Annotated in this window: 22 protein-coding genes and 1 pseudogene; 14 read left to right on the top strand and 9 right to left on the bottom strand. The window is 65.0% G+C overall.

Features of this window, described 5'->3' with window-relative positions:
* Positions 1-316: 316 nt before the first annotated feature.
* The 4 genes from GFS60_RS00530 (at position 317) to GFS60_RS00515 (ending at position 2,728) form a co-directional block, all read left to right on the top strand.
* Positions 317-1,216: an alpha/beta hydrolase gene (locus GFS60_RS00530; RefSeq protein WP_159918520.1), complete on the top strand. Its 900-nt coding sequence runs from the start codon at positions 317-319 to the stop codon at positions 1,214-1,216.
* A gap of 72 nt (positions 1,217-1,288) precedes the next feature.
* On the top strand, positions 1,289-1,729 hold the full coding sequence (locus GFS60_RS00525) for a tautomerase family protein (RefSeq protein WP_120661785.1): 441 nt from the start codon (positions 1,289-1,291) through the stop codon (positions 1,727-1,729).
* Between the two features lie 46 nt (positions 1,730-1,775).
* Positions 1,776-1,937, top strand: coding sequence for an acetylxylan esterase (locus GFS60_RS00520; RefSeq protein WP_236603332.1), 162 nt, complete (start codon positions 1,776-1,778; stop codon positions 1,935-1,937).
* A gap of 17 nt (positions 1,938-1,954) precedes the next feature.
* Positions 1,955-2,728 (top strand): SDR family oxidoreductase, encoded by a 774-nt coding sequence (locus tag GFS60_RS00515; protein ID WP_159918519.1) that lies wholly within the window; start codon positions 1,955-1,957, stop codon positions 2,726-2,728.
* 689 nt (positions 2,729-3,417) lie between these two features.
* Here the strand turns inward: GFS60_RS00515 and GFS60_RS38905 are convergent.
* Entirely contained in the window at positions 3,418-3,570 is a 153-nt protein-coding gene (locus GFS60_RS38905) for a hypothetical protein (RefSeq protein WP_236603544.1), read from the bottom strand.
* A 100-nt stretch (positions 3,571-3,670) separates the two neighbouring features.
* On the opposite strand from GFS60_RS38905, the pseudogene GFS60_RS00505 reads away from it, so the two are divergent.
* The 6 genes and pseudogenes from GFS60_RS00505 to GFS60_RS00480 all read left to right on the top strand — a co-directional run.
* A pseudogene (locus GFS60_RS00505) lies at positions 3,671-3,939 on the top strand (acyl-CoA dehydrogenase family protein); the annotation flags it as partial.
* Positions 3,940-4,074: 135 nt separating this feature from the next.
* Entirely contained in the window at positions 4,075-4,353 is a 279-nt protein-coding gene (locus GFS60_RS38530) for a hypothetical protein (RefSeq protein ID WP_201453487.1), read from the top strand.
* A gap of 77 nt (positions 4,354-4,430) precedes the next feature.
* Positions 4,431-5,183 (top strand): enoyl-CoA hydratase/isomerase family protein, encoded by a 753-nt coding sequence (locus tag GFS60_RS00495; protein ID WP_159918518.1) that lies wholly within the window; start codon positions 4,431-4,433, stop codon positions 5,181-5,183.
* Positions 5,184-5,268: 85 nt separating this feature from the next.
* Positions 5,269-6,087 carry an enoyl-CoA hydratase/isomerase family protein gene (locus tag GFS60_RS00490; RefSeq protein ID WP_159918517.1) on the top strand — a complete coding sequence of 273 codons (819 nt, stop codon included), beginning with the start codon at positions 5,269-5,271 and terminating at the stop codon, positions 6,085-6,087.
* A 611-nt stretch (positions 6,088-6,698) separates the two neighbouring features.
* Complete coding sequence (locus GFS60_RS00485) at positions 6,699-7,598, top strand: TIGR03619 family F420-dependent LLM class oxidoreductase (RefSeq protein WP_159918516.1); 900 nt, start codon at positions 6,699-6,701, stop codon at positions 7,596-7,598.
* On the top strand, positions 7,595-8,080 hold the full coding sequence (locus tag GFS60_RS00480; protein WP_159918515.1) for a nuclear transport factor 2 family protein: 486 nt from the start codon (positions 7,595-7,597) through the stop codon (positions 8,078-8,080). Before GFS60_RS00485 ends, GFS60_RS00480 begins: the two co-directional genes overlap by 4 nt.
* Before the next feature lie 53 nt (positions 8,081-8,133).
* Here the strand turns inward: GFS60_RS00480 and GFS60_RS00475 are convergent, their stop codons facing one another.
* Complete coding sequence (locus tag GFS60_RS00475; RefSeq protein WP_159918514.1) at positions 8,134-9,606, bottom strand: MFS transporter; 1,473 nt, start codon at positions 9,604-9,606, stop codon at positions 8,134-8,136.
* Between the two features lie 199 nt (positions 9,607-9,805).
* Here GFS60_RS00475 and GFS60_RS00470 point away from each other — a divergent pair, with 199 nt between their 5' ends.
* From GFS60_RS00470 to GFS60_RS00460, 3 genes are read left to right on the top strand one after another with little or no spacing between them, the layout of a single operon-like run.
* A complete protein-coding gene (locus GFS60_RS00470) occupies positions 9,806-10,744 on the top strand; it encodes a 3-oxoacyl-ACP reductase (RefSeq protein ID WP_159918513.1) in 939 nt (312 codons plus the stop codon).
* Between the two features lie 22 nt (positions 10,745-10,766).
* A complete protein-coding gene (locus GFS60_RS00465) occupies positions 10,767-11,510 on the top strand; it encodes an SDR family NAD(P)-dependent oxidoreductase (protein ID WP_159918512.1) in 744 nt (247 codons plus the stop codon).
* A 23-nt stretch (positions 11,511-11,533) separates the two neighbouring features.
* On the top strand, positions 11,534-12,370 hold the full coding sequence (locus GFS60_RS00460; protein WP_159918511.1) for a mycofactocin-coupled SDR family oxidoreductase: 837 nt from the start codon (positions 11,534-11,536) through the stop codon (positions 12,368-12,370).
* Between the two features lie 80 nt (positions 12,371-12,450).
* Here GFS60_RS00460 and katG read toward each other — a convergent pair whose 3' ends face one another.
* The 3 genes from katG to GFS60_RS00445 all read right to left on the bottom strand — a co-directional run bounded on the left by katG (position 12,451) and on the right by GFS60_RS00445 (position 15,605).
* Positions 12,451-14,679, bottom strand: coding sequence for a catalase/peroxidase HPI (katG, locus tag GFS60_RS00455; RefSeq protein ID WP_159918510.1), 2,229 nt, complete (start codon positions 14,677-14,679; stop codon positions 12,451-12,453).
* A 33-nt stretch (positions 14,680-14,712) separates the two neighbouring features.
* A complete protein-coding gene (locus tag GFS60_RS00450) occupies positions 14,713-15,159 on the bottom strand; it encodes a Fur family transcriptional regulator (RefSeq protein WP_159918509.1) in 447 nt (148 codons plus the stop codon).
* A gap of 107 nt (positions 15,160-15,266) precedes the next feature.
* Positions 15,267-15,605 carry a histone-like nucleoid-structuring protein Lsr2 gene (locus tag GFS60_RS00445; RefSeq protein WP_159918508.1) on the bottom strand — a complete coding sequence of 113 codons (339 nt, stop codon included), beginning with the start codon at positions 15,603-15,605 and terminating at the stop codon, positions 15,267-15,269.
* A gap of 246 nt (positions 15,606-15,851) precedes the next feature.
* Here GFS60_RS00445 and GFS60_RS00440 point away from each other — a divergent pair, with 246 nt between their 5' ends.
* Complete coding sequence (locus GFS60_RS00440; protein ID WP_159918507.1) at positions 15,852-16,334, top strand: carboxymuconolactone decarboxylase family protein; 483 nt, start codon at positions 15,852-15,854, stop codon at positions 16,332-16,334.
* Between the two features lie 4 nt (positions 16,335-16,338).
* On the opposite strand, the gene GFS60_RS00435 is transcribed toward GFS60_RS00440, so the two are convergent.
* The 4 genes from GFS60_RS00435 to GFS60_RS00420 all read right to left on the bottom strand — a co-directional run bounded on the left by GFS60_RS00435 (position 16,339) and on the right by GFS60_RS00420 (position 21,149).
* Positions 16,339-17,232 (bottom strand): LysR substrate-binding domain-containing protein, encoded by an 894-nt coding sequence (locus tag GFS60_RS00435; RefSeq protein ID WP_159918506.1) that lies wholly within the window; start codon positions 17,230-17,232, stop codon positions 16,339-16,341.
* 90 nt (positions 17,233-17,322) lie between these two features.
* A complete protein-coding gene (locus GFS60_RS00430; RefSeq protein WP_159918505.1) occupies positions 17,323-18,594 on the bottom strand; it encodes a glucarate dehydratase family protein in 1,272 nt (423 codons plus the stop codon).
* Entirely contained in the window at positions 18,594-19,529 is a 936-nt protein-coding gene (locus tag GFS60_RS00425; RefSeq protein WP_159918504.1) for a 5-dehydro-4-deoxyglucarate dehydratase, read from the bottom strand. Before GFS60_RS00425 ends, GFS60_RS00430 begins: the two co-directional genes overlap by 1 nt.
* A 24-nt stretch (positions 19,530-19,553) precedes the next feature.
* Positions 19,554-21,149, bottom strand: a complete 1,596-nt coding sequence (locus GFS60_RS00420; RefSeq protein ID WP_159918503.1) for an aldehyde dehydrogenase (NADP(+)) — start codon at positions 21,147-21,149, stop codon at positions 19,554-19,556.
* Between the last annotated feature and the right edge of the window lie 11 nt (positions 21,150-21,160).

Here is a 21,160-nt window from a genome sequence, read left to right as displayed (position 1 = left end):
CTAGGCGTTCGGCTGAGCACCGCCACTCGATATCGCGCGGTGGCCGCGAGACATTGTGTGACTCGCTCACCGCGCAACGGCACCACGGTCGAGTCGTAGGTCGCGCCGTGAAACAGGCCGGGCCGAACCGGGTGCGTCTCGACGGCCGGCCCAGTCCCGAAGCGGATATCGCTGGGATTTCTGGGATTTCGCGGCCGGGGTAACGGAAACCGCACGTGGCGGACGTGTCCTCGAAGTGGGCGCAAGCATCCCTTCAATGGTGTGTTCCACGTCACTACCTTCTTCAACAAGCGTACAAATTTCGGAAGGATCTTTAATGCCACGTGAGGATATTGAATTCTCAGCGGACAATGTCACTTTGCGCGGATGGTTCTATCCCGCAGAAGGGGTCGATTCCAAGGGCCCAGTGGTCGTGATGGTCCATGGACTGTCCGCCGTCAAGGAAATGTATCTCGACGACTACGCCGAGTCCTTTTCCCAAGCGGGACTGAACGTTCTGGTGTACGACCACCGAAACTTCGGCGCGAGCGACGGCGTTCCGCGTCAGCACATCGATTCGATCACCCAGGCCCGCGACCTTCGCCACGCCATCACGTATGCGACTGGCCGCGAGGACGTCGACCCCGGCCGTGTCGGCATCTGGGGATCCAGCCATGGCGGCGGCCTCGTGCTGAGCGTGGCCGCGGTCGATCGTCGGGTGCGGGCCGTTGTCGCTCAGGTCCCCTTCATCAGCGGGTCCGGCCAGATGACGCGGCTCGTTCGTCCCGACTTCCTGCCAACGGTGCGCGCCCAGCTGGACGGCGAACGACGCAACCTCTACGACGGCGGGGAGCCCACGCTCATGCCGGCCGTGGACGCCGATCCGATGGCTCCCGCGCTGATGGCCAGCGTCGAATCCTGGGAGTTCTTCACCAAAACCGCGCAGGACAGAGCTCCGTCCTGGCGCAACGAGGTGACCCTCGGTTCCCTCGAGCGGATCGTCGAGTTCGAGCCCGGCGATGGAATCCACCGAATCTCACCGACCCCACTACTGATGATCGTGGCCGACCAAGACATCAGTGCGTACGCAGAACTCGCCTTCGAGGCCTACGAACGGGCCCTGCAGCCCAAGCAGTTGCTCGTGCTGCCTTGTGGCCACTTCGACGTGTATACCGGTGCCGCGTTCGAAGCGTCGTCACAGGCTGCGTGCGAACACTTTGTGCGCGCCCTGGCGTAGAGAAACCCACACCGAAGCAATCGCTATCGCGGCACAAGTCCCGCCGCACCAACCCAATGAGGAGGAACCGCCATGCCGTACTGGGAGATCTTCACCCCCGAGAACGCCTTCACCCCCGAGGACAAGGAGCAGCTGTCCGAGGCGATCACGTCGATCTACGTGGACTACGTCAACCTGCCACGGTTCTACGTGGTCGTCCTGTTCAAGGACATGCCGAAGGAGACAATGTACGTCGGGGGAAAGGCGAACAACAACTTCGTCCGGATCCGACTCGATCACATCGCCCGGCAGATGGAGACCGCAGAGGTTCGCGCACTGATGATGACCGTGGCCGAGGAGAAGCTCGCGCCCTTCATCAAGGAACGCGGCTACGACTGGGAGATCCACATCGACGAGACCCCCATGGACCTCTGGCGCACGCAGGGTCTCGTGCCGCCACCGCCGGAGTCGGACATGGAGAAGCTCTGGGCCAAGGAGAACCGACCCGTCCCGTACGACGTCGCTGCCTCGTGACTGAGGATCCCGGGGTACGTCTCCGGACGGCGAGATGTGAACCCGGATGCCATCGGAGTTTGGGGGGTCCAGCCTTGCCGGCGGACACGCGCTCAGTGTGGCGGCCGTGGACCGCCGCATCCGCGCTGCGGTCGCCCAGGTTCCGTTCATCAGCGGCTCCGGCAATCTCACCAGGCTCGTTCGCCCCGAAACCAGCTACATCGTCTAATGGAAAGGAAGGTGGCCATGCCTGCAACACTCGAAGGTAAGGTCGTGATCGTCACTGGATCGGGCGGCGGAATCGGCGCTGTGATCGCCGCCCGGTTCGCGAAGGAAGGCGCTCGGGTTGTCGTCTCCGATCGACACCGCGGAGCCGCCGAGGCAGTTGTTTCCCGCATCCCCGGCGCGAGCGCAATCCCGGCTGATGTGACCCGCGAGCAGGACGTTTCTGCGCTGATAGAACGGACTGTCGAAGAGCATGGGGCTTTGCATCACGTGGTCGCCAACGCTGGGATAATCAGCGCATCGCATCCGATCGCGGAGACGCCGCTCGATGTTTGGCGATCCACCATGTCAGTCAACCTTGACGGTGTCTTCCTGACCATCAAGCACAGCGCGGCGGCTATCGCGAATTCCGGTGGTGGATCGATCCTCACCCTCTCGTCCATTTCGGGGACCGGGGGCACACCTCTCGCGGCGGCTTACGGGGCGTCGAAAGCTGCAGTTCGCAACCTCACCGCAACAGCTGCAGGTGAACTCAGAGCACAGAACGTCCGAGTCAACGCCCTGGTGCCCGGCTACGTTGATACTCCGCTCATTGACTCTGAAGTCCCGGTTTGGGAGTCCACCATGGGCCTCCCCCCTGGCGGTTTCGCTCAGGTAATCGACCAGAAGCAGGGGCGGTTGATATCACCAGGGGATATCGCAGATGCGGCTCTTTTCCTCACTTCGGACCAAGCTTCGATGATCACCGGCAGTGCCTTGACCGTCGACGGCGGTTTCACGAGCCAATTGTTCTGAAAAGTTCATAGGATGGGTTGTGTCACGGGAGTCCAACGTGAGGTCACCATAATTCAATGCCCGGCGAAATACAGCGGACTGCCCGGGAAACCGTTCCCCGGGAACCGCGGCTCGACGGCAGTCCGCAGGCAGCGAGACCCTCGACCGCTGACCCCTTCGGCCGAGGGCCGTCACCCGTCGCGCGTGGACCGAGGACGCCCACCTCCTCGGGCGGGCCCCACGCGGCCCGGCGCGAGATCATCCTCACCCCCTTCGATGAACTCCTTGAACTTCGACATGTCGTGGCGTTGAATTCCCTGCTCTGCCCGGCAATGTTGGGTGGTGGTGGAATCGGTCTACCAGCCCCTGCGCACGGCGAACGGTGGTCGTGTCGCAGCATACGGATAGCCTGCCGCCGGGCCACTGATGGTGATCGCCGGGTTGCCGTGCCATCTGGAGGTTTCCGGTATGGCCTTGGCCAAAACGAACCCAGGTGACCGCAGAACGGCGCTCAGCCCCTTTCGCCTCCTGGACCGGCCTCGGTAACAGCTGACGAAGCGGATGTCCGCGACCGTCAGCTACTGCTCGTCCTAGAAATGGGTAGACGCAGGCATAGTCGACGAAACGTACGGACGTCGTCGTCGTCGTCGTCGCAAGCATCTCGGCATTGGGCTGTCACCGTGGTGGACAGCCCAATGACGAATTCCGAATCAGCGTCGATCGGTGAGTGCCTGGATCAGTGTTCGCAATCCGTCGGCATCGAGGTAGTCGACGAGGGTGTCGGCGAGCGTGGCTGGGTCGGCTTCCAAGCGACGGAAGGCGCGGGTGACCTTCGCCGCGATGACGGGAGTTCTTGTTGGCAAACGGTTTTCAGGACCAGGTGTGGGATCCAGCTCGGGCTTCTTGTGTTCTCGCTGTTGTTCGGCTGCCCAGGCTTGGACTTGGGCCTCAGGTCGGTACACAAGCGGGTGGCTGATGGACGTAGTCAGAAACAAAAGCGCGCACAGCGAGATTCAGGCGATCAAGATCGCAACACCGACAACGGTGCAGTGGATCCTCGACAAGGCGATTCAAGTTCACGGCGCAGCAGGCCTGTCACAGGACTTTCCCTCGCGAACATGTATGCCGGGATCCGCACTCTTCGCTTCGCCGACGGGCCGGACGAGGTGCACAAGAACGCTCTGGCGAGAAACGAGCTCCGCCGCCGGGCAGCAGAACGCGCAGCACGATGAGGCCCAGTCGAGGCTTCATCGACTGTTATGTCCCGACGGTGGGCGCGTTCGTCCCTGTGGCGCCGCCCTGCGCGCCCTTACGGTCGATGAAGACCGCAAGCGAGAGAAGAGGATGTGCCGATGTCCGGTGAGGACGTGGAGTTCGACGCCGATGGCGTGACATTGCGCGGCTGGTTCTACACAGCGCAAGGAACTGATTCTCCCGCGCCGGCCGTCGTGATGGCGCACGGCTTGTCCGGCGTGAAGGAAATGCATCTCGACGACTTCGCCGAGGTGTTTTCGTTCGCGGGCCACGAACGAGCGCTCGAACCGAAGCGGCTTGTCGTCACGGACGGTGCGCACTTCGATCCCTATATGGGCGTGATCTTCGACCAGGCCGCGCAGGCAGCCTGCGACCATTTCACGGCTCACTGACATAGCGGTTTGGTCGACTCCGGCGGTTGCTCTCAACAGACTGTCTGGATATTCGGCCGGAAAGGTTGTACGGCGAAATGCAAGATATCTCCTACCAAGAAGTAGGCCAGGTCGGGGTGATCACGCTGATGCGGCCCGAGGTGCACAACGCGTTACGGCTCGAGACCTACGCCGAGCTGACCGAACTCGTGCACAACGCGACGGCTCGCGTATTGGTCATCACCGGTGCCGGACGATCCTTTTGCTCGGGCGACGATGTCCGAGCGGTGGGCGGTGGCGCAGGTCCGGTGTTTGACGAAGAAATCACTCCGGCCGCGGGGGCCCTGTTGGCCACAGATATTCCGGTCATCGCGGCTGTGAATGGCACCGCCGTGGGATGGGGGATGGAGCTTGCGCTGCTGGCCGACATCCGCATCGCGGCACGGAGCGCGCGTTTCGGCGAGCTGTTCGTCAAACGGGGGTTGTGCAGTGACGTAGCGGGGCTCGGCCGCCTCGCGCAGATCGTCGGGCGCGAGCTGGCAGCAGAGTTGCTTTTCACTGGCGAGATGATCGACGCGGAGAGGGCCCGGCAGATCGGACTTGTCAGCCGAGTCGTCGACGACGAGCAGGTGATGCCGGACGCACTCGAGCTGGCGGAGAAGATCGCGGCGAACCCGCCGTTGGCGGTCACTGCGACCAAGCACGGCCTTCGACTCGCACTGGATCCTGACTGGAATGAATTCGGACGCTGGGTGACCGCCACACAGACGTCGTTGTTCACCACCGAAGATCACCGTGAGGGTGTCCGCTCATTCCTCGAGAAGCGCGAGCCGCGGTATGTCGGTCGCTGATCGCGTCGGCCGCGAACAAGGTGTTTCGCAGCCGTGGGGCGGTGAGCAACCACCATTGGTCGCGGAGAACAAGGAGCGCAAGCCGATGAGTTCCACACGAGACAGCGCCGCTGATTCGCGGGCATCCGCAACGAACTCCGTGATCGTCACGCGAAGCGGCGCGATACTCACACTGACGATCAACCGGCCCCATCGCAAGAATGCACTCGACGAGGCCGCTTTCACTCGACTTCGAGACGAGATACGAATTGCAGGAGCCGACGAGACCATTCGTGTGGTCGTGCTGACGGGGGCAGGAGGAGACTTCTGCTCCGGCGCCGACCTTGCAGGCGAGAAGGAGCCGCGACACCCTCTGAACCGGATGCGCTGGATGGGTGACATCGCCGAGGAGTTGCATCACCTGCCGCAACCGACCGTGGCCAGAGTCGAAGGCGTCGCGGTAGGAGCCGGTTGCAATCTCGCGCTCGGATGCGACCTCGTTGTCGCCTCCACCACGGCACGCTTCTCCGAGATCTTCCCCAGACGCGGAATGTCCGTCGATTTCGGCGGCTCGTGGCTCCTGCCTCGCGTCGTAGGGCTCCAGCAGGCGAAGCGAATGGCCTTCTTCGGCGAAATCATCGACGCCGACGAGGCACTGCGGATCGGAATTGCGACCTGGGTGAAGGCACCGGACGAACTCGACCCTTTCGTCCTGGACCTGACCACTCGGCTGGCCAGCGGTCCTCCCATCGCGCTTGCACAGTCAAAGGTGATGATCAACCAAGCGAGCAGCTCGACATTCCGTGAGGCCCTGGAAGGTGAGTCCCGTGCCCAGCTGATCAACTTCGCGACCGACGAGCCCATGGCATCGCGGGCGTTTCTCGACAAGACCGAACCCACATTCGAAGGGATCTGGCAGTTGTGAGCGAACCGACCAAGCGAAAGTTGAGTTGAACCGGCTCAGTGACCTGTGATCGCCATAAGTCGATGATCTCCTCTGCGGTCATGGCCGCAGAGGAGACACACCGTCGGGAATAGTGTCCTGTCTCATTGCATATGAGACATGCTCAGCGCGTTTTGGGTCGTTGAGCTGCGATGCCTCATATGCGTGAAATTCCTCGAGGCGCAGGAAGTCTTGCCGATCATGAGGCAATACATCAAGCGTCAAAGATCCGTCAGTGCCGTCTCACCACGTCAGCAGACTCGGCACCTCAGTTTAGTGAGACGCCATACCGAATACCTCGGATCGGAGAGCCCTACCTCGGGTTGGGTGAGACAGGACAAATAGATCGTTTTCCGACACCCGCCCTGAACAGCAAATTTACCAAGTCGAGGGCGTCGATAACCCGTGTCGGAAAACTATGTCGTAAAACCTCGTCTCTGGGTATGTCGTCACTCGCCGTATGTAAACACCCCACAGAGCACCGCGTCCGGTCACCGGGAATGCCCCGCCCCCGGCGCCGGAAGCTCCGCTAGAACGGTGAGGACACCGATCCTCTACAACCACCGATCCCCTACAGCGGAGTACCGAAACAGATGCACATAGGAATCGCGCCGCCCATCGTCGTCCAGCATCCCGCCGTCGTAGCGGAGTGGGAGGCCGGCGCCGGGATCGAGGAATTGACCCGGATTGCCGAGACGGCGGACCGCCTCGGCTATCACCATCTCACCTGCAGCGAGCACGTGGCCGTGCCCACCGATGTTGCGGCCGAGCGCGGCTCCACGTACTGGGACCCGCTCGCCACCCTCGGTTTTCTCGCCGCGCGGACGAGCGGCATCCGGCTCGCCACACAGGTCCTGGTGCTCGGTTATCACCATCCGCTCGAGATCGCCAAGCGCTACGGCACGCTCGATGCGGTCAGCGGTGGCCGCCTGATTCTCGGTCTCGGCGTAGGCAGCCTGCGTGAGGAGTTCGCCCTGCTCGGTGCCCACTTCGACGACCGCGGACCACGCGCCGACGACGCCCTCGCCGCCCTGCGCGCGTCGCTGTCCCGTTCCCGGCCGGAGTATCACGGCGCCTTCTACGATTTCGAGGACGTCGTCCTGGAACCGCATGCCGTGCAACCACGGGTCCCCCTGTGGGTGGGCGGGCGCACGCTCCGCTCACTGCGGCGCGCGGTCACCTTTGGTGACGGCTGGGTCCCGTTCGGTCTCTCGCTCGACGAACTGTGCACACTTCTCGGCAAGGTCGAACTACCCGGCGGCTTCGAGGTGGTACTCAGCGCGGGGGCACCACTCGACCCGATCGGTAACCCGGACACCGTGCGGCGGGCGCTCGAACGACGCCGCGATGCCGGCACCACGATCGTCAGCGCGACCCTCGCCTCCACCGGGGCCGGACATTACTGCGAGCAACTGGGCGCCCTCCGGCAGCTCGGCGACGAGCTCGGCCTCACTTTCCGAAGTACTTCCTCCGACGACAGGACACATCCGTGACCGACTCCGAAAAACAACTTCTCCAGTCTCTCCTCGGACGGGTCGCCGTGCTCGAGGACAAGCTCGCGATCCTCGAATTGATGACCGCCTACGGTCCCGCCATCGACAGCGGCTCGGCCGAGGCGGTGGCCCGGCTGTGGACCGAGGACGGTGTGTACGACGTGGACACCGGCGTGCTGCGCGGACACGCGGCCATCACTGCGATGGTGCAGTCGCAGGCACACCAGGGCTGGATCGGCGGCGGTTGCGCGCACATGCTCGAGCCCGGACACATCCGGGTCGATGGGGATACCGCGGTGGCGACTTGTAAGTCGCAGTTGATCATTCGCGACGAAGACGGATTCCGTGTACACCGGATCACGGCCAACCGCTGGGAGCTCGCCAAGATCGACGGCGTGTGGAAGGTGACCCGCCGGACCAATCGGCTCCTCGACGGCCGTGAGGAGGCACGGGCCCTGCTCGCCGCCGGCGTCCGCAGCTGATCCAGACGACCGCGGGGCCCGCACAAGTGCGGGCCCCGCGGTCGGTGGGAGGGTCAGGCCACCATCTCGGACTTCGGTACCGCGACGTCGGTGGGACGGTCGATCCTGTTGCGGGTCAGCAGGAGTCCCATGACTCCGGCGAGCACACCCGCGACGGCGAGGGTGAAGAACGCGTACACGAAACCCTGCTCCGGGAAGTGCGAGGCACGACCCACGAGCATCACTCCGGGGATCGCGAGGATGGTGATCATCACCTGGCTGCCGATCGCGCTGCCCAGCGAACCGGACAGGTTGAGCATCCCGCCGGCGATACCCTGGGTCTCGGCGGGCACCGTGCGCATGATCAGGTTGGGGAGCGTCGCCGACGCGGAGCCCAGCCCGAGCCCGATGACCAACTGCCCGAACATCAGCTGAAGCGTCGAATCATGCAGCGTCGCAAGCAGGAATGATCCGAGGGCGAGCGCGAATCCGCCGAACACCAGAACCGGAGCCGGGCCGATGCGACGCGTGAAGTACCCGCCCACCGGTCCCGCGATCATCGACACCACGCCGGTGGGCACCGTGTAGATCGCGACCGCAAGTGCGGTCGCGCCGAATCCGTACCCCAGCCCCAGGTCGGGGTCGGTCATCACGAACATCGGAATCAGCATCGAATGGCTGACCAGGACGAACTGGACGAAACCGCTGGCGGCCAGCGTCTTCGCGACGGGCGGGTGCCGAAGCATCTGCAGATCGATGAGCGGCTCCTTCGGGGTGCGCTCGTAGACCAGCCAACCGGCCAGGACAGCCAGGCCACCGCCGAGGAAGAGCAACGTCTGCGGCGAGGTGTATCCCCAGGTGGACGCCTTACCGATGCCGAACAGCAGCAGAAACGCCCCGGCTCCGAGAATGAGCGCCCCGAGCACGTCCAGCTTGGAGCGCGTCCGCAGCGTGGTCTCGGGAACGAAGATTGCGACCGCAATTCCCACCACGGCCACGTGGAGTAGCTGCGCCCAGAACACGCCGGTGTAACCGAAGTGATCGATGAGGTAGCCGCCGATGATAGGTCCGAGGATGGTGCTGGCGCCCATGCCCGTAGCGATGAAACCGACCGCCACGGGAATGATTGCGGGCGGCAGAATGTCGCGGATCAAGCCGTAGGCCAGGACGAGAATGGCCATACCCGCGCCCTGGAGCCCGCGGCCGACCAGGAAGAGTTCGAAGTTCGGGGCCAGAGCGCCCAGCAAGGACCCGGCACCGAACACCGCGGCCGACACGAGCATCATCCGCTTCTTGCCGTAGATGTCACCGAGCTTGCCGACGAGCGGGGTGGACGCGGCGAGCATGAGGGTGACGATCGTGATCACCCAGCCGACGTTCGCAGTCCCGAAGTGCTTCGAGATCTCGGGCAGTGCCGGGGTGACGAAGTTGTACGCGAGGGGGATGACTTCGACCAGGAGAATGATCAAGGCCAGGAGGGCGTACGACTTCCCGCGCGAGAGCGGTGCGCGCTCCGCCTCGCCTGGGGACAGGGGAATGTGGTTCATATGAGGCTCCGGTGTTTCGAGAGGATCAGCACGCTCAACCTGGCATGCGCGCCAGTGACCTCGACCACAATTCCCACTCAGCGAGACCTCGCGGAAAGTAGAAAACATTCTCGTCAGAACTTGGCTTTGACTAGTGACTTGCGGGGATGCCATACGCTAGAACTAGAATGAAATCTAATTTTTCTATCGAGGAGTACGCATGACGGAATCGCTGAACCTGGCTGGACGCACTGCCGTCGTCACCGGCGCCGGTGCGGGACTCGGCCGCGCCGAAGCCCTCGCCCTCGCCGCGGCCGGGGCCGCCGTCGTCGTCAACGACATGGGCGACAATGCACACACCGTCGCGGAGGAGATCACGGCTGCCGGAGGTCAGGCGACGGCGGTCACGGCCGACGTCTCCGACTGGTCGCTGGGCGAACGCCTCGTCCAGGAAGCAGTCGGCACCTTCGGATCGATGGACATCCTCATCAACAACGCCGGGATCCTTCGCGACAAGATGATCTTCAACCTGTCCGAATCCGACTGGGACGACGTCATTCGCGTTCACCTCAAAGGGCATGCCGCCACGTCTCGTGCGGCCTCGGTGCACTGGCGCGAAGCGAGCAAGGCCTCGGGAGGGCCCGTGTACGGACGGGTGATCAACACGTCGTCCGAGGCCTTCCTCTTCGGTTCGGCCGGCCAACCCAATTATTCGGCGGCCAAGGCCGGAATCACCGCTCTCACCCTGTCGACGGCGCAGGGGCTCTCACGATATGGAGTGCGCGCCAACGCCATCTGCCCGCGCGCCCGCACTGCGATGACGGCCGACGCCTTCGGGGCAAACACCGCCGCGGACGCGGGGCCCGATCCCCTCTCGCCCGAACGCGTCGCCACACTCGTCCACTACCTGGCCTCCCCCGCCTCGGACGAAATCAACGGGCAGGTCTTCGTCGTCTACGGCAAGATGGTCGCCTTGATGGCGGCACCAAAGGTCGAGAACCGCTTCGATGCAGCGGGATCCGCCTTCTCACCCGAGGAACTCGAAGGACTTCTGACTCCCTATTTCGCGGGCCGCGGACCGTACGAGAACTACGCCGCGTTCAGCGTCGCGGAACTCGAGAAGGCGGCGCTGGCCACCGCCGCGACCGTCGGTGTCTGACCCGAACGCGCAAAGGAACACCATGAGACTGCAGGGAAAGACAGCAATCGTGACCGGCGGCGCTGGCGGGATCGGGCGAGCCATCACCCGGGTCTTCGTCCGTGAGGGCGCCAACGTCCTGTTCGTGGACATCGACGACGAACGCGGCACGGCTCTCGAGAAGGAACTCGGCGCGGCCACCCGCTTCCTGAACGTCGACATCTCCCGACGCGAGTCCGCCGACCAGATCCGTGACGCCGCAGTCGAAGCGTTCGGATCCGTGGACGTACTGGTCAACAACGCGCACGCGTCGCGCCAGGCACTGCTGGTCGACCACACCCAAGAGATGTTCGACCTTTCCTTCCAGACCGGGTTCTATCCCGTTGTGCACCTGATGCAGGCGTGCTACCCGCAACTGAAGTCGGCGAAAGGTTCGGTGATCAACTTTGCGTCCGGGTCCGGTCTGGACGGCATGCCCACCCAGACGTCGTACGCCGCGGCGAAGGAAGCGATCCGGGGCGTGAGCCGCGTGGCCGCCAACGAGTGGGCGGCCGACGGGATCCGGGTGAACGTGATCTGTCCGTTCGCGGCCACCGAAGGAGTCCTCGCGTGGCAGGCCGCGTTCCCCGAACGCGCGGCGGCCTCCGTGGCGAAGGTTCCCCTGCAGCGCATCGGCGATCCCGAGACCGACATCGCGCCCGTGGCGGTGTTCCTCGCTACCGACGATTCGCGGTACATGACCGGCCAGACATTGATGGCGGACGGCGGCAGCATCAAGCTGCGGTAGTACGTCCGGACAAGGAGACAACGATGGATCGATTCGATGGCCGAGTCGCCCTGATCACCGGTGGAGCCCGCGGCCAGGGCCGTAGCCACGCGGTCGCGTTTGCCGAACGCGGCGCAGACATCGTCCTGTGCGATCGGTGCGCGAACAGCCCGGTGGTCGGCTACCCCCTCGCCACCGAGGCCGATCTCGACGAGACCGCGGAGCTGGTGCGGTCGACCGGACGTCGCTGCATCACAGCGACACTGGACACCGCCGACCGAAGCGCCATGGACGCGCTCGTCACACGAGCCGAATCCGAACTGGGACGAATCGACATTGCCGTGGCAAATGCCGGCGTGTCCGTGGCCGCACCCGTCCAGTCCCTCACCCAGGAACAGTGGTCCGAGGCCATCGGTACCAACCTGACCGGCGTCTTCAACACTGTCGGAGCGGTGGCCCCGGGGATGATCCGCCGCGGATACGGGCGCATCGTCACCGTCTCCTCCATGCTGGGGCGGGCCGGAAATGCCAACATGGCCGCCTACGCCGCATCCAAATGGGGCGTCATCGGACTTACCAAGAGTGCGGCGCTCGACCTCGCACCGCACGGGATCACTGTCAATGCCGTTGCCCCCGGCAACATCTCGACTCCCATGATCCACAACGATTCCCTGTACCGGATGATGCGGCCCGACCTCGACAATCCCGGATCCGACGACGTCGCACCGGTCTTCCGCAGCCTCCACGCCCAGCCCGTGGCGTGGCTCGACCCCGCCGAGATCACCCGCGTCGTTCTGTTCCTCACCGCGGAGGGCAGCGAACACATCAGCGGCATCGTCCTGCCCGTCGACGCCGGGAACGCAGCGCGCGTCACGGGTTGACCGCCGACGGCGCGACAGCACGCACGGCACCCCGCGAGCGTAGTCAGCTCACGGGGTGCCGTATGCGGTTCGGCTGAGATTCAGGCGAGGTCGAACCGGTCGAGATTCATCACCTTGTTCCACGCAGCGACGAAGTCCTGCACGAACTTCTGCTGCGCGTCGGCGGCGGCATAGACCTCGGCGAGAGCACGCAGCTGCGAGTTGGAACCGAAGACGAGGTCGACGGCGGTCGCGGTCCACTTGGTCTCACCGGTGACCCGGTCACTGCCCTCGTAGACGTTCTCGGCCGAGGCGGATCCCTTCCACTCCGTACCCATGTCGAGGAGGTTGACGAAGAAGTCGTTGGTCAACACCTCGGGCCGGTCGGTGAAGACGCCGTGCTCGGTTCGGCCGAAGTTCGCGTTCAGGGCCCGCAAGCCACCGACGAGAACCGTCATCTCCGGAGCGGTCAGGTTCAACATGTAAGCCCGGTCGACCAGGAGGGCCTCGGCCGGCAACTTTTCGCCCGCTCGCAGGTAGTTGCGGAACCCGTCGGCCCTCGGCTCGAGCACGGTGAACGTTTCCGCGTCGGTCTGTTCCTGCGACGCATCCGTGCGCCCGGGGGTGAACGGGACCGTGATGTCGTGGCCGGCGGCCTTGGCCGCTTTCTCCACAGCTGCGGTACCGGCCAGGACAATCAGGTCCGCGAGTGACACCTTCACCCCGCCGGACTGCGACGAGTTGAAGTCCTGCTGGATCTGCTCGAGGGTCTGCAGAATCGTGGACAACTCGGTGGGGTTGTTCACCTCCCAGTTCTTCTGCGGCTCGAGCCGGATCCGCGCACCGTTGGCGCCGCCCCGCATGTCGGTGCCGCGGAAGGTGGCTGCCGACGCCCAGGCGGTAGACACCAGCTGGGAAACGGACAGCCCCGAATCGAGGATCTTGCCCTTCAACGAAGCGATCTCACTGTCACCGATGAGCGGGTGATCGACGGCGGGAACCGGGTCCTGCCACAGCTGCGCCTCTGGAACCCAAGGGCCGAGGTAGCGCGTGACAGGTCCCATGTCGCGGTGCAGCAACTTGTACCACGCCTTGGCGAACTCCTCGGCGAACTCCTCCGGGTGATCGAGCCAACGCCGAGTGATCTTCTCGTAGGTCGGGTCCATGCGCAACGAGAGGTCCGTGGTGAGCATCGTGGGGTTGCGTCCCGCCGACGAGTCGAACGGGTCGGGGATCGTGCCTGCACCCGCACCGTCCTTGGCGGTCCACTGCCAGGCGCCGGCGGGGCTCTTGGTGAGCTCCCACTCGAAGCCGTACAGCGTCTCCAGGAAGCTGTTGTCCCACTTCGTCGGGGTGGGGGTCCACACGACTTCGAGGCCGCTGGTGATCGCGTCCTTGCCGACGCCGGTGCCGAATGCGCTCTTCCAGCCCAAACCCTGCTGCTCGATCGGGGCGCCCTCCGGCTCCGGGCCGACAAGGTCGGCATCGCCTGCGCCGTGTGTCTTACCGAAGGTGTGGCCGCCGGCGATCAGCGCGGCGGTCTCCACGTCGTTCATCGCCATGCGGGCGAACGTCTCCCGGATGTCGCGGGCCGCTGCCAGCGGATCCGGCTGCCCGTTCGGTCCCTCCGGGTTCACGTAGATCAGACCCATCTGCACGGCCCCGAGCGGACCGGACAGTTCGCGATCACCGCTGTAGCGCTCGTCGCCGAGCCAGGTGTCTTCCGGACCCCAGAACACTTCCTCGGGTTCCCAGACGTCTTCGCGGCCGAAACCGAATCCGAAAGTCTTGAACCCCATCGACTCGAGGGCACAGTTGCCGGCGAAGACGAGCAGATCCGCCCAGGAAATCTGCTTGCCGTACTTCTGCTTGACCGGCCACAGCAGCCGGCGCGCCTTGTCGAGGCTCGCGTTGTCGGGCCAGCTGTTGAGCGGGGCGAAACGCTGGGCACCCTGCCCGCCACCGCCGCGACCGTCGGCGATGCGGTAGGTGCCGGCAGCGTGCCAGCTCATTCGGATGAAGAGCCCACCGTAGTGGCCGTAGTCGGCAGGCCACCAGTCCTGCGAGGTGGTCATCAGATCGATGACGTCTCGCCTGAGCGCCTCGACGTCGAGCTTGGCGAACTCCTCGGCGTAGTCGAAGTCGGCGCCCATCGGGTTGGATTTCGACGAGTGTGCATGCAGCACTGACAGTTCCGGCTGGTTGGGCCACCAGTCGCGGTTCGTCCTCGGACGATGTTCTTTGACCGTGGGGGACGGGATTGCGGGGTTTTCACTTTCACTGGTGCTCTGAGTGTTGCCGTCATGAGCGACCGGGCAGCTATCGGACACAGCATTCCTTCCAGGAGCGAGTAGATCGGGCTGTTATCGCGGTTTTTTTCGCGAAGTGTGTGATGTCGAGCAGTCGGGGCACAGACCCCAATAGATGACCTCGGCCTCCTCGACGACGAAACCGCCGTCGTCGGACACAGTCAGGCAGGGCGCCTCGCCGACGGCGCCGTCGACGTCGGCGATAACCCCGCACGCCCGGCACACGACGTGATGGTGATTGTCACCGACACGCAACTCGTAGCGTGCGACGGAGCCGGACGGCTCGATCCGCCGCACCAAGCCCACGTCGGTGAGCACATGCAGAACGTCGTACACAGTTTGCCGGGAAACTCCTGGTAGGTGCGTTCGCACGGCGTCGAAAATTGTTTCCGTGTCGGCGTGCGGATGCTCGCGGACGCCATCCAGCACCGCCAGGCGAGGGCGAGTCACGCGTAGCTGGGCTGCACGCAACTGCACTTCGTAATCCCGCGTCGAGGGCACCTCACTACTATGACGCACTTTTCTGGAATCAGTCACGATTTTGGATAACCAGATGCACTACTTCTCCGGAACAGCGACTACTTCGCCTCGATCGCGGCTGCCGCTCGTCAATGCGCTGCGTCGAACGCTTCCTGAACCTCGGCGGGAATGCGGCCTCGCGAGGAAATGTCGTACCCGTTTTCCACCGCCCACTCGCGGACCGTACTCGCCTGGGCACGGCCGCGCGGCTTCGCGCTCGAGGTGGACCGGCCCTTCCGCTCATCGACCCGGGTGGCGTGCTCGATGTAGAAGTCCATGGTGCGCAGGAACTCTCTGGCGTTCTTCGTCTTCAGGTCGATCTCGTAGTCGACTCCATTGACCGAGAAGGTGATGTGCTCGCCCTTCCCGTCCTCGATGAGGCTCCCGTCGATGTCGTCGACCAATTCCACGACCACTTTCTGCGCCACCCTGAACTCCTTTTGATCTGGTTACAGCCCACAAGACACTACTGCCCACACGCGGTTTTTCGGCCCGGCTTCGGCCCGGTTCGAAGGAATCGGTTCCCCGCACATTCCCCGGTTGACGGCGTGAAAGGCACAGGGCGGGCGTCGACGGGACCTCCAGGGAACTCACCCCCTGTGCCGGAGCGATGGAAAGATTAGAACCTGTGTCAACTCTATCGCCTCGCGCGCCGTTCGCTGTAGCATTCGGGAATGAGCCGAGTGGGTAGCTACAGCGACGATGACCTGGCCGGTTGGTTGTCGGCTTCGCCGGAGCTAGGTAAGGCACTGGGCGGCTTCACCGATGCCGTGTACAACCGGAACCGGTTACCGTTGCGCGTACGGGAGATTGCACGGATGGCGATCGCCGTGGCGAACGAGTGCGCGGTGTGCCGCGGGGCCCGGGACAGCGGTGGGCCGGACGCCGGTATCGACGAGCACTTCTACGATCACGTCCTCGAGTGGGAGTCGTGGCCGGGATACGGCGAGCGGGAGCGGACGGCAGCCGAGTTCGCCTACCGATTCGCCACCGACCACACCGCGCTGCGCGAAGACGAGGATTTCTGGCAGCGGTGTCATGAACACTTCTCCGACGAACTTCTCACCGACCTCGCCTTGTCGTGCGCGCTGTGGTTGGGAACCGGCCGCGTGCTGCGGGTGCTCGACATAGGTCAGAGCTGCCGGCTCACGCTCTGATCTGTCAATTCCATTCGTGCTGCGGCAGAACATCGTTCATTATCCGCTGCAGTGCGGGGTTGCGGTTGTCCGCGCGCCAGGCGGCGTTCATCTGCACGGGCCGATCCCGCACCGAGGTGACCGGCCGGAACACCACACCCTCGGGATGCATTGTCTGCGCAGATTCCGGCACCAGCGCCATCCCCAGACCGGAACGCACCAGGACGAGCATCGTGTGAACCTGCGTCACGTATTGCACGTACCGCGGCGACGCTCCGACGATGGTGAAGGTGCTGATCAGCAGTTCGTGAAAATACCGCGCATCGACGGGTGAATACATGACCACGGGTTGATCGTCGAAGTCCTCCACGGTCAGGTGGTCCTGCTCGGCCAGCGGGTGTCCCTGCGGGAGCGCGGCGACGAGGTTCTCGTGGTGAATGGGCCGGGTGTCTATTCCGGGCCGGGTGAGGATCGGCCGGATCAGTCCGAGGTCCAATTCACCGCTGGTGAGAGCATCGATCTGCACCGACGTCACCATTTCGCGGAGATCGATCTTCACATCGGGAAGAGTGTCGCGGGCAGCCTCGAGCAGTCGCGGTAGTACCGCGTGGGCCGATGCGCCGGTGAACCCGACGACCACAGTTCCCAGATCACCCGCGGGTACCCGCCGCACCGTCAGTACCGCGCTCTCCGACAGGGACAAGATGCGGCGCGCGTCGGGCAGGAACGCCGTTCCCGCGGCGGTCAGCGTGACCGATCGGCTGGTGCGGTCGATCAGCTGCACGCCCAGTTCGCTTTCGAGCTGCTGAATTTGCCGGCTCAACGGAGGCTGAGTCATGTGGAGTCGCTCCGCGGCCCGCCCGAAATGCAATTCCTCCGCGACGGCGATGAAGCACGACAGCCGCGCAAGGGAAAACATCGACCTACTCCTCTGCCGTCGAGCCGGGGCGCTCGTCCGAACAATGTAGCGGACCTGCGCACGTGCACCCCGGATCGACGGCCACCCGGTTCACCAGCGTGGGCAGGTGTTCTCGAAAGTCGGATCGATCGACTGCATGTATCCCGTGTCGTCGCGGTCGCGCACTCCGCAGTCGAGGTACTGCTCGTGCAATGCGCCGAGCGCGTCCTCATCGATCTCGACGCCTAATCCCGGCGTCGTCGGCACCGCGACCGCGCCGTCGACGAACGTCAGCACGCCAGGCTTGACCACGTCCTCCGTCTTCCACGGCCAATGCGTGTCGCAGGCGTAAGTGAGGTTCGGCGTGGCGCCTGCGAGGTGCACCATCGCGGCCAGGCTGATGCCCAGGTGCGAGTTCGAGTGCATCGACAGTCCCAGGCCGAAGTTGTCGCAGATGCCGGCGAGCAACCGCGACCGCTGCAGGCCACCCCAGTAATGATGGTCCGACAGCACGACCTGAACGGAGTCTTTCAGCACGGCAGGTTTGAGCTGATCGAATGCGACGACGCACATGTTTGTGGCCAACGGCATCTTCGCCTCACGCGCGACCTCGGCCATGCCGTCGAGTCCGGGCGTCGGGTCCTCCAGGTACTCGACGATGCCGTCGAGTTCCGACGCGACCCGGATCGAGGTGTCGACGGTCCACGCCGCGTTGGGGTCGAGGCGCAGCGGCAGGTCGGGGAACGCGGCGCGCAATGCCTTGATGCCGGCGATCTCCTCCTCGGGAGAGAACACCCCACCCTTGACCTTGATCGCCTCGAAACCGTACTCGCCGATCATCTTCTGGGCCTGACGCACCAGTCCGTCCGCGTCCAGCGCCTCACCCCACTCGTCCGGGTGGGCCCCGGGGTGCCCGGCCCACTTGTAGAAGAGGTAGGCACTGAAGGGCACTGTGTCGCGCACCTTGCCGCCGAGCAGATCGGACACCGGCCGGCCGAGCGCCTTGCCTTGCACGTCGAGGCATGCCACCTCGAAGGGGGAGAACACGCGATCGGTCGTACTGGCGGTGGTGATCATCCCGGCGACCCCGTCACCGCCGGTGATCGACAGCGTGGCAATCTTCGCGTCGATCGCCGCCCGAATGGCGTTCAGCGAGAACACGTCAAGTCCGGTAATGGACTCCGCAGCCGCCTGGAGTCGAGCGAGGTGCGCGGTATCCGCGTAGGTCTCACCCAACCCGACGAGGCCGCTGTCCGTGTCGAGTTGGATGATCGCACGCAGTGCATACGGTTGATGCACGCCGACCGTGTTGAGCAGCGGCGGATCCACGAAGGCGACCGGTGTGATGCGGGCACCGGTGATGCGGATGGGCACCGAGGACATCAGCGCACCGCTTGAACCGCGAGAGCGTCCGCGAGCGCTGCCCGTCCGGCCGCGGTGATCTGGGCCAGTTCCCGCTTGTGAGCCTCGCTCGGCTGCACGAGCGGCGGGCGCACCGGCCCGGCCTCGAGGCCCTCCATGGTGACGCCGAACTTGACGAGGGACACCGCATAACCCGGCACCTGATCGCGCAGGCGGACCAGAGGATGGAAGAAGCTGCGGAGCAGCGCGTCGGTGAGGTCCTCGTTGCCCGATTCGAGTGCGTCGTAGAAACCGAGAGCCAGTTCGGGTGCAAACGCGAAGGTCGCCGACGAGTACAGCGTGACACCGATGGCCCGGTACGCCTGCTGGGAGATCTCCGCCGTGGGCATGCCGTTGAAGAACAGGAACTGCTTACCCGACGGTGCGAGAGCATCCTTCACGGCGCGGACGATACGCGCGACCTTGTCCAGGTCACCGGTACCGTCCTTCAGGCCGATGACGGTGGGGAACTGGGCCACCGCGACGGCGGACGCCTCGTCGAAACGGGCGTTGCTGCGGTTGTAGACGATGAGGGGCAGGTCGGTGGTGTCGGCGACCGCGCGGGTGTATTCCACCAACCCGGCCTGCGGCATCGTCACGAGGTAGGGCGGGAGCAACAGGATGCCGTCGGCGCCGTTGGCCTTGGCGCTCGTCGCAAATTCCTTGGCCTGCGCGATCGAGCCGCCGGCACCGGCGAACACCGGGACCCGTCCCGCGACGGCCTCGACGGCCGTGGCCACGATCCTACCGAACTCCTCGAGTCCGAGGGCGTGGAATTCGCCGGTGCCGCAGGCGATGAAGACGCCGCCGGGTCCGGCGTCCACCCCCTTGGCGACGTGCTCGGCGAGCCGGTCGTAGTCGACGTCACCGGATTCGGTGAACGGTGTCACGGGGAAGAACAGGACTCCGTCGAGCATTGGTTTCTCCTTCACGAGTGGATGTCAGTCTTGGGTGAGGCGGCCGTCGATACGACGCCACAACTGTTCGGGGTTGCCGTCGGCGACGGCGGTGGGCAGCAACGACGGCGGAACATCCTGGTAGGCAACGGGTCGCAGGAAGCGTTCGATCGCCAGCGACCCCACCGACGTAGTGCGCGAGTCGGATGTCGCGGGGTAGGGACCGCCGTGCACCATCGCGTGTCCGACCTCGACGCCGGTGGGCCAACCGTCGAACAGGATTCGGCCGGCCTTGAGTTCGATAACGCTCAGCAGGCGTCCGGCCTCGTCCAGGTCTTCCTCGTCTGCGTGGACGGTCGCGGTCAGTTGACCTTCGAGCCTCGCCGCCACGGCGCGCACCTGCTCGGCATCGCGGCACTTGACGACCAGGCTGGAGGCCCCGAACACCTCCTGCTGCAACACGTCCGAGCCCAGGAACGTGTCGGCGTCGCTGCTGAAGAGTGCCGCCCGGCACGAATTGGGTGCGTCCGACTCGGCGCCGCGGGCCTCCACGGTGGCCGCGCCCTCGAGGGCGGCAACCCCGTCGGCGTAGGAGCCGGCGATGACCGGGGTGAGCATCGGCGTCGGCACAGTCTCGGCGACGGCCGCATTCGCGGCCGAGACGAACGCGGCCAGGCCGGGACCGTCGACGGCGATGACGAGTCCGGGGTTGGTGCAGAACTGACCGGAGCCGAGCGTCAGGGACGCGACGAATGCGCGACCGAGGTCGGCGCCGCGGGTGGCGAGTGCGCTCTCGAGCAGGAACACCGGGTTGATCGAGCTCATCTCCGCGTACACAGGGATCGGTTCCGGTCGCCCGGCGGCTGCCGCCACCAGAGCGGTTCCACCGGAACGGGATCCGGTGAACCCGACCGCCTTGATCCGGGAGTCCTTCACCAGTGCCGTGCCGAGCCCGGGACCGGCACCATAGAGCAGCGAGAAGGTGCCCGCCGGCATACCGGTGCTCGCGACGGCGTCCGCGATGGCCCGTCCGACCAGTTCGGAGGTACCCGGGTGTGCGTCGTGGGCTTTGACGACGACGGGGCAGCCCGCCGCCAGCGCGGACGCGGTGTCGCCACCGGCGACGGAGAACGCCAGGGGAAAGTTGCTCGCGCCGAACACCGCAACCGGTCCGAGCGGGATCTTGCGCTGGCGGATATCGGCCCGGGGCAGCGGGGTCCGGTCGGGCTGGGCGGGGTCGATGCGGGCACCGTTCCAGCCACCGTCACGGAGGACGCCGGCGAACAACCGCAGCTGTCCGGACGTGCGGCCCACCTCACCGGTGATGCGACCCTGGGGAAGTCCGGATTCGGCACACGCTCGGGCGACGAGCGTGTCGCCGAGGGCCTCGATGTTGTCGGCAATCGCTTCGAGGAATCGGGCGCGGTCCTCGCTGCTCGTTGCGCGGTACGGCGCGAACGCCTCGTCGGCCGCTGCGCAGGCGGTCTCGACGTCCCGCTCGGTCCCGTGCGCGAAACCCGGTTCCAGCCGCTCGCCGGTGGCGGGGTCGATGCCGTGGATCGTCGGGCCCGAACCCTGCACGGGCTTGCCTGCGATGATCATCTGTCCGGTCACGTCGGTCCGGTTCACCGTTGCTGTCATGATGTGGGTCC

The sequence above is a fragment of the Rhodococcus sp. WAY2 genome, from assembly GCF_009859915.1.
GTDB classification, from domain to species: Bacteria; Actinomycetota; Actinomycetes; order Mycobacteriales; family Mycobacteriaceae; genus Rhodococcus_F; species Rhodococcus_F oxybenzonivorans.
The sequence above is the reverse complement of the archived record's forward strand: the minus strand, read 5'-3'. Positions and strand labels throughout refer to the sequence as shown.

Excerpts from the sequence above, each read along its gene's own strand:
- GFS60_RS00530 (WP_159918520.1), top strand. The coding sequence starts at position 317 with ATGCCACGTGAGGATATTGAATTCTCAGCGGACAATGTCACTTTGCGC.
- GFS60_RS00525 (WP_120661785.1), top strand. The coding sequence starts at position 1,289 with ATGCCGTACTGGGAGATCTTCACCCCCGAGAACGCCTTCACCCCCGAG.
- GFS60_RS00520 (WP_236603332.1), top strand. The coding sequence starts at position 1,776 with ATGCCATCGGAGTTTGGGGGGTCCAGCCTTGCCGGCGGACACGCGCTC.
- GFS60_RS00515 (WP_159918519.1), top strand. The coding sequence starts at position 1,955 with ATGCCTGCAACACTCGAAGGTAAGGTCGTGATCGTCACTGGATCGGGC.
- GFS60_RS00495 (WP_159918518.1), top strand. The coding sequence starts at position 4,431 with ATGCAAGATATCTCCTACCAAGAAGTAGGCCAGGTCGGGGTGATCACG.
- GFS60_RS00490 (WP_159918517.1), top strand. The coding sequence starts at position 5,269 with ATGAGTTCCACACGAGACAGCGCCGCTGATTCGCGGGCATCCGCAACG.
- GFS60_RS00485 (WP_159918516.1), top strand. The coding sequence starts at position 6,699 with ATGCACATAGGAATCGCGCCGCCCATCGTCGTCCAGCATCCCGCCGTC.
- GFS60_RS00475 (WP_159918514.1), bottom strand. The coding sequence starts at position 9,606 with ATGAACCACATTCCCCTGTCCCCAGGCGAGGCGGAGCGCGCACCGCTC.
- GFS60_RS00470 (WP_159918513.1), top strand. The coding sequence starts at position 9,806 with ATGACGGAATCGCTGAACCTGGCTGGACGCACTGCCGTCGTCACCGGC.
- GFS60_RS00465 (WP_159918512.1), top strand. The coding sequence starts at position 10,767 with ATGAGACTGCAGGGAAAGACAGCAATCGTGACCGGCGGCGCTGGCGGG.
- GFS60_RS00460 (WP_159918511.1), top strand. The coding sequence starts at position 11,534 with ATGGATCGATTCGATGGCCGAGTCGCCCTGATCACCGGTGGAGCCCGC.
- GFS60_RS00440 (WP_159918507.1), top strand. The coding sequence starts at position 15,852 with ATGAGCCGAGTGGGTAGCTACAGCGACGATGACCTGGCCGGTTGGTTG.
- GFS60_RS00435 (WP_159918506.1), bottom strand. The coding sequence starts at position 17,232 with ATGTTTTCCCTTGCGCGGCTGTCGTGCTTCATCGCCGTCGCGGAGGAA.
- GFS60_RS00430 (WP_159918505.1), bottom strand. The coding sequence starts at position 18,594 with ATGTCCTCGGTGCCCATCCGCATCACCGGTGCCCGCATCACACCGGTC.
- GFS60_RS00425 (WP_159918504.1), bottom strand. The coding sequence starts at position 19,529 with ATGCTCGACGGAGTCCTGTTCTTCCCCGTGACACCGTTCACCGAATCC.
- GFS60_RS00420 (WP_159918503.1), bottom strand. The coding sequence starts at position 21,149 with ATGACAGCAACGGTGAACCGGACCGACGTGACCGGACAGATGATCATC.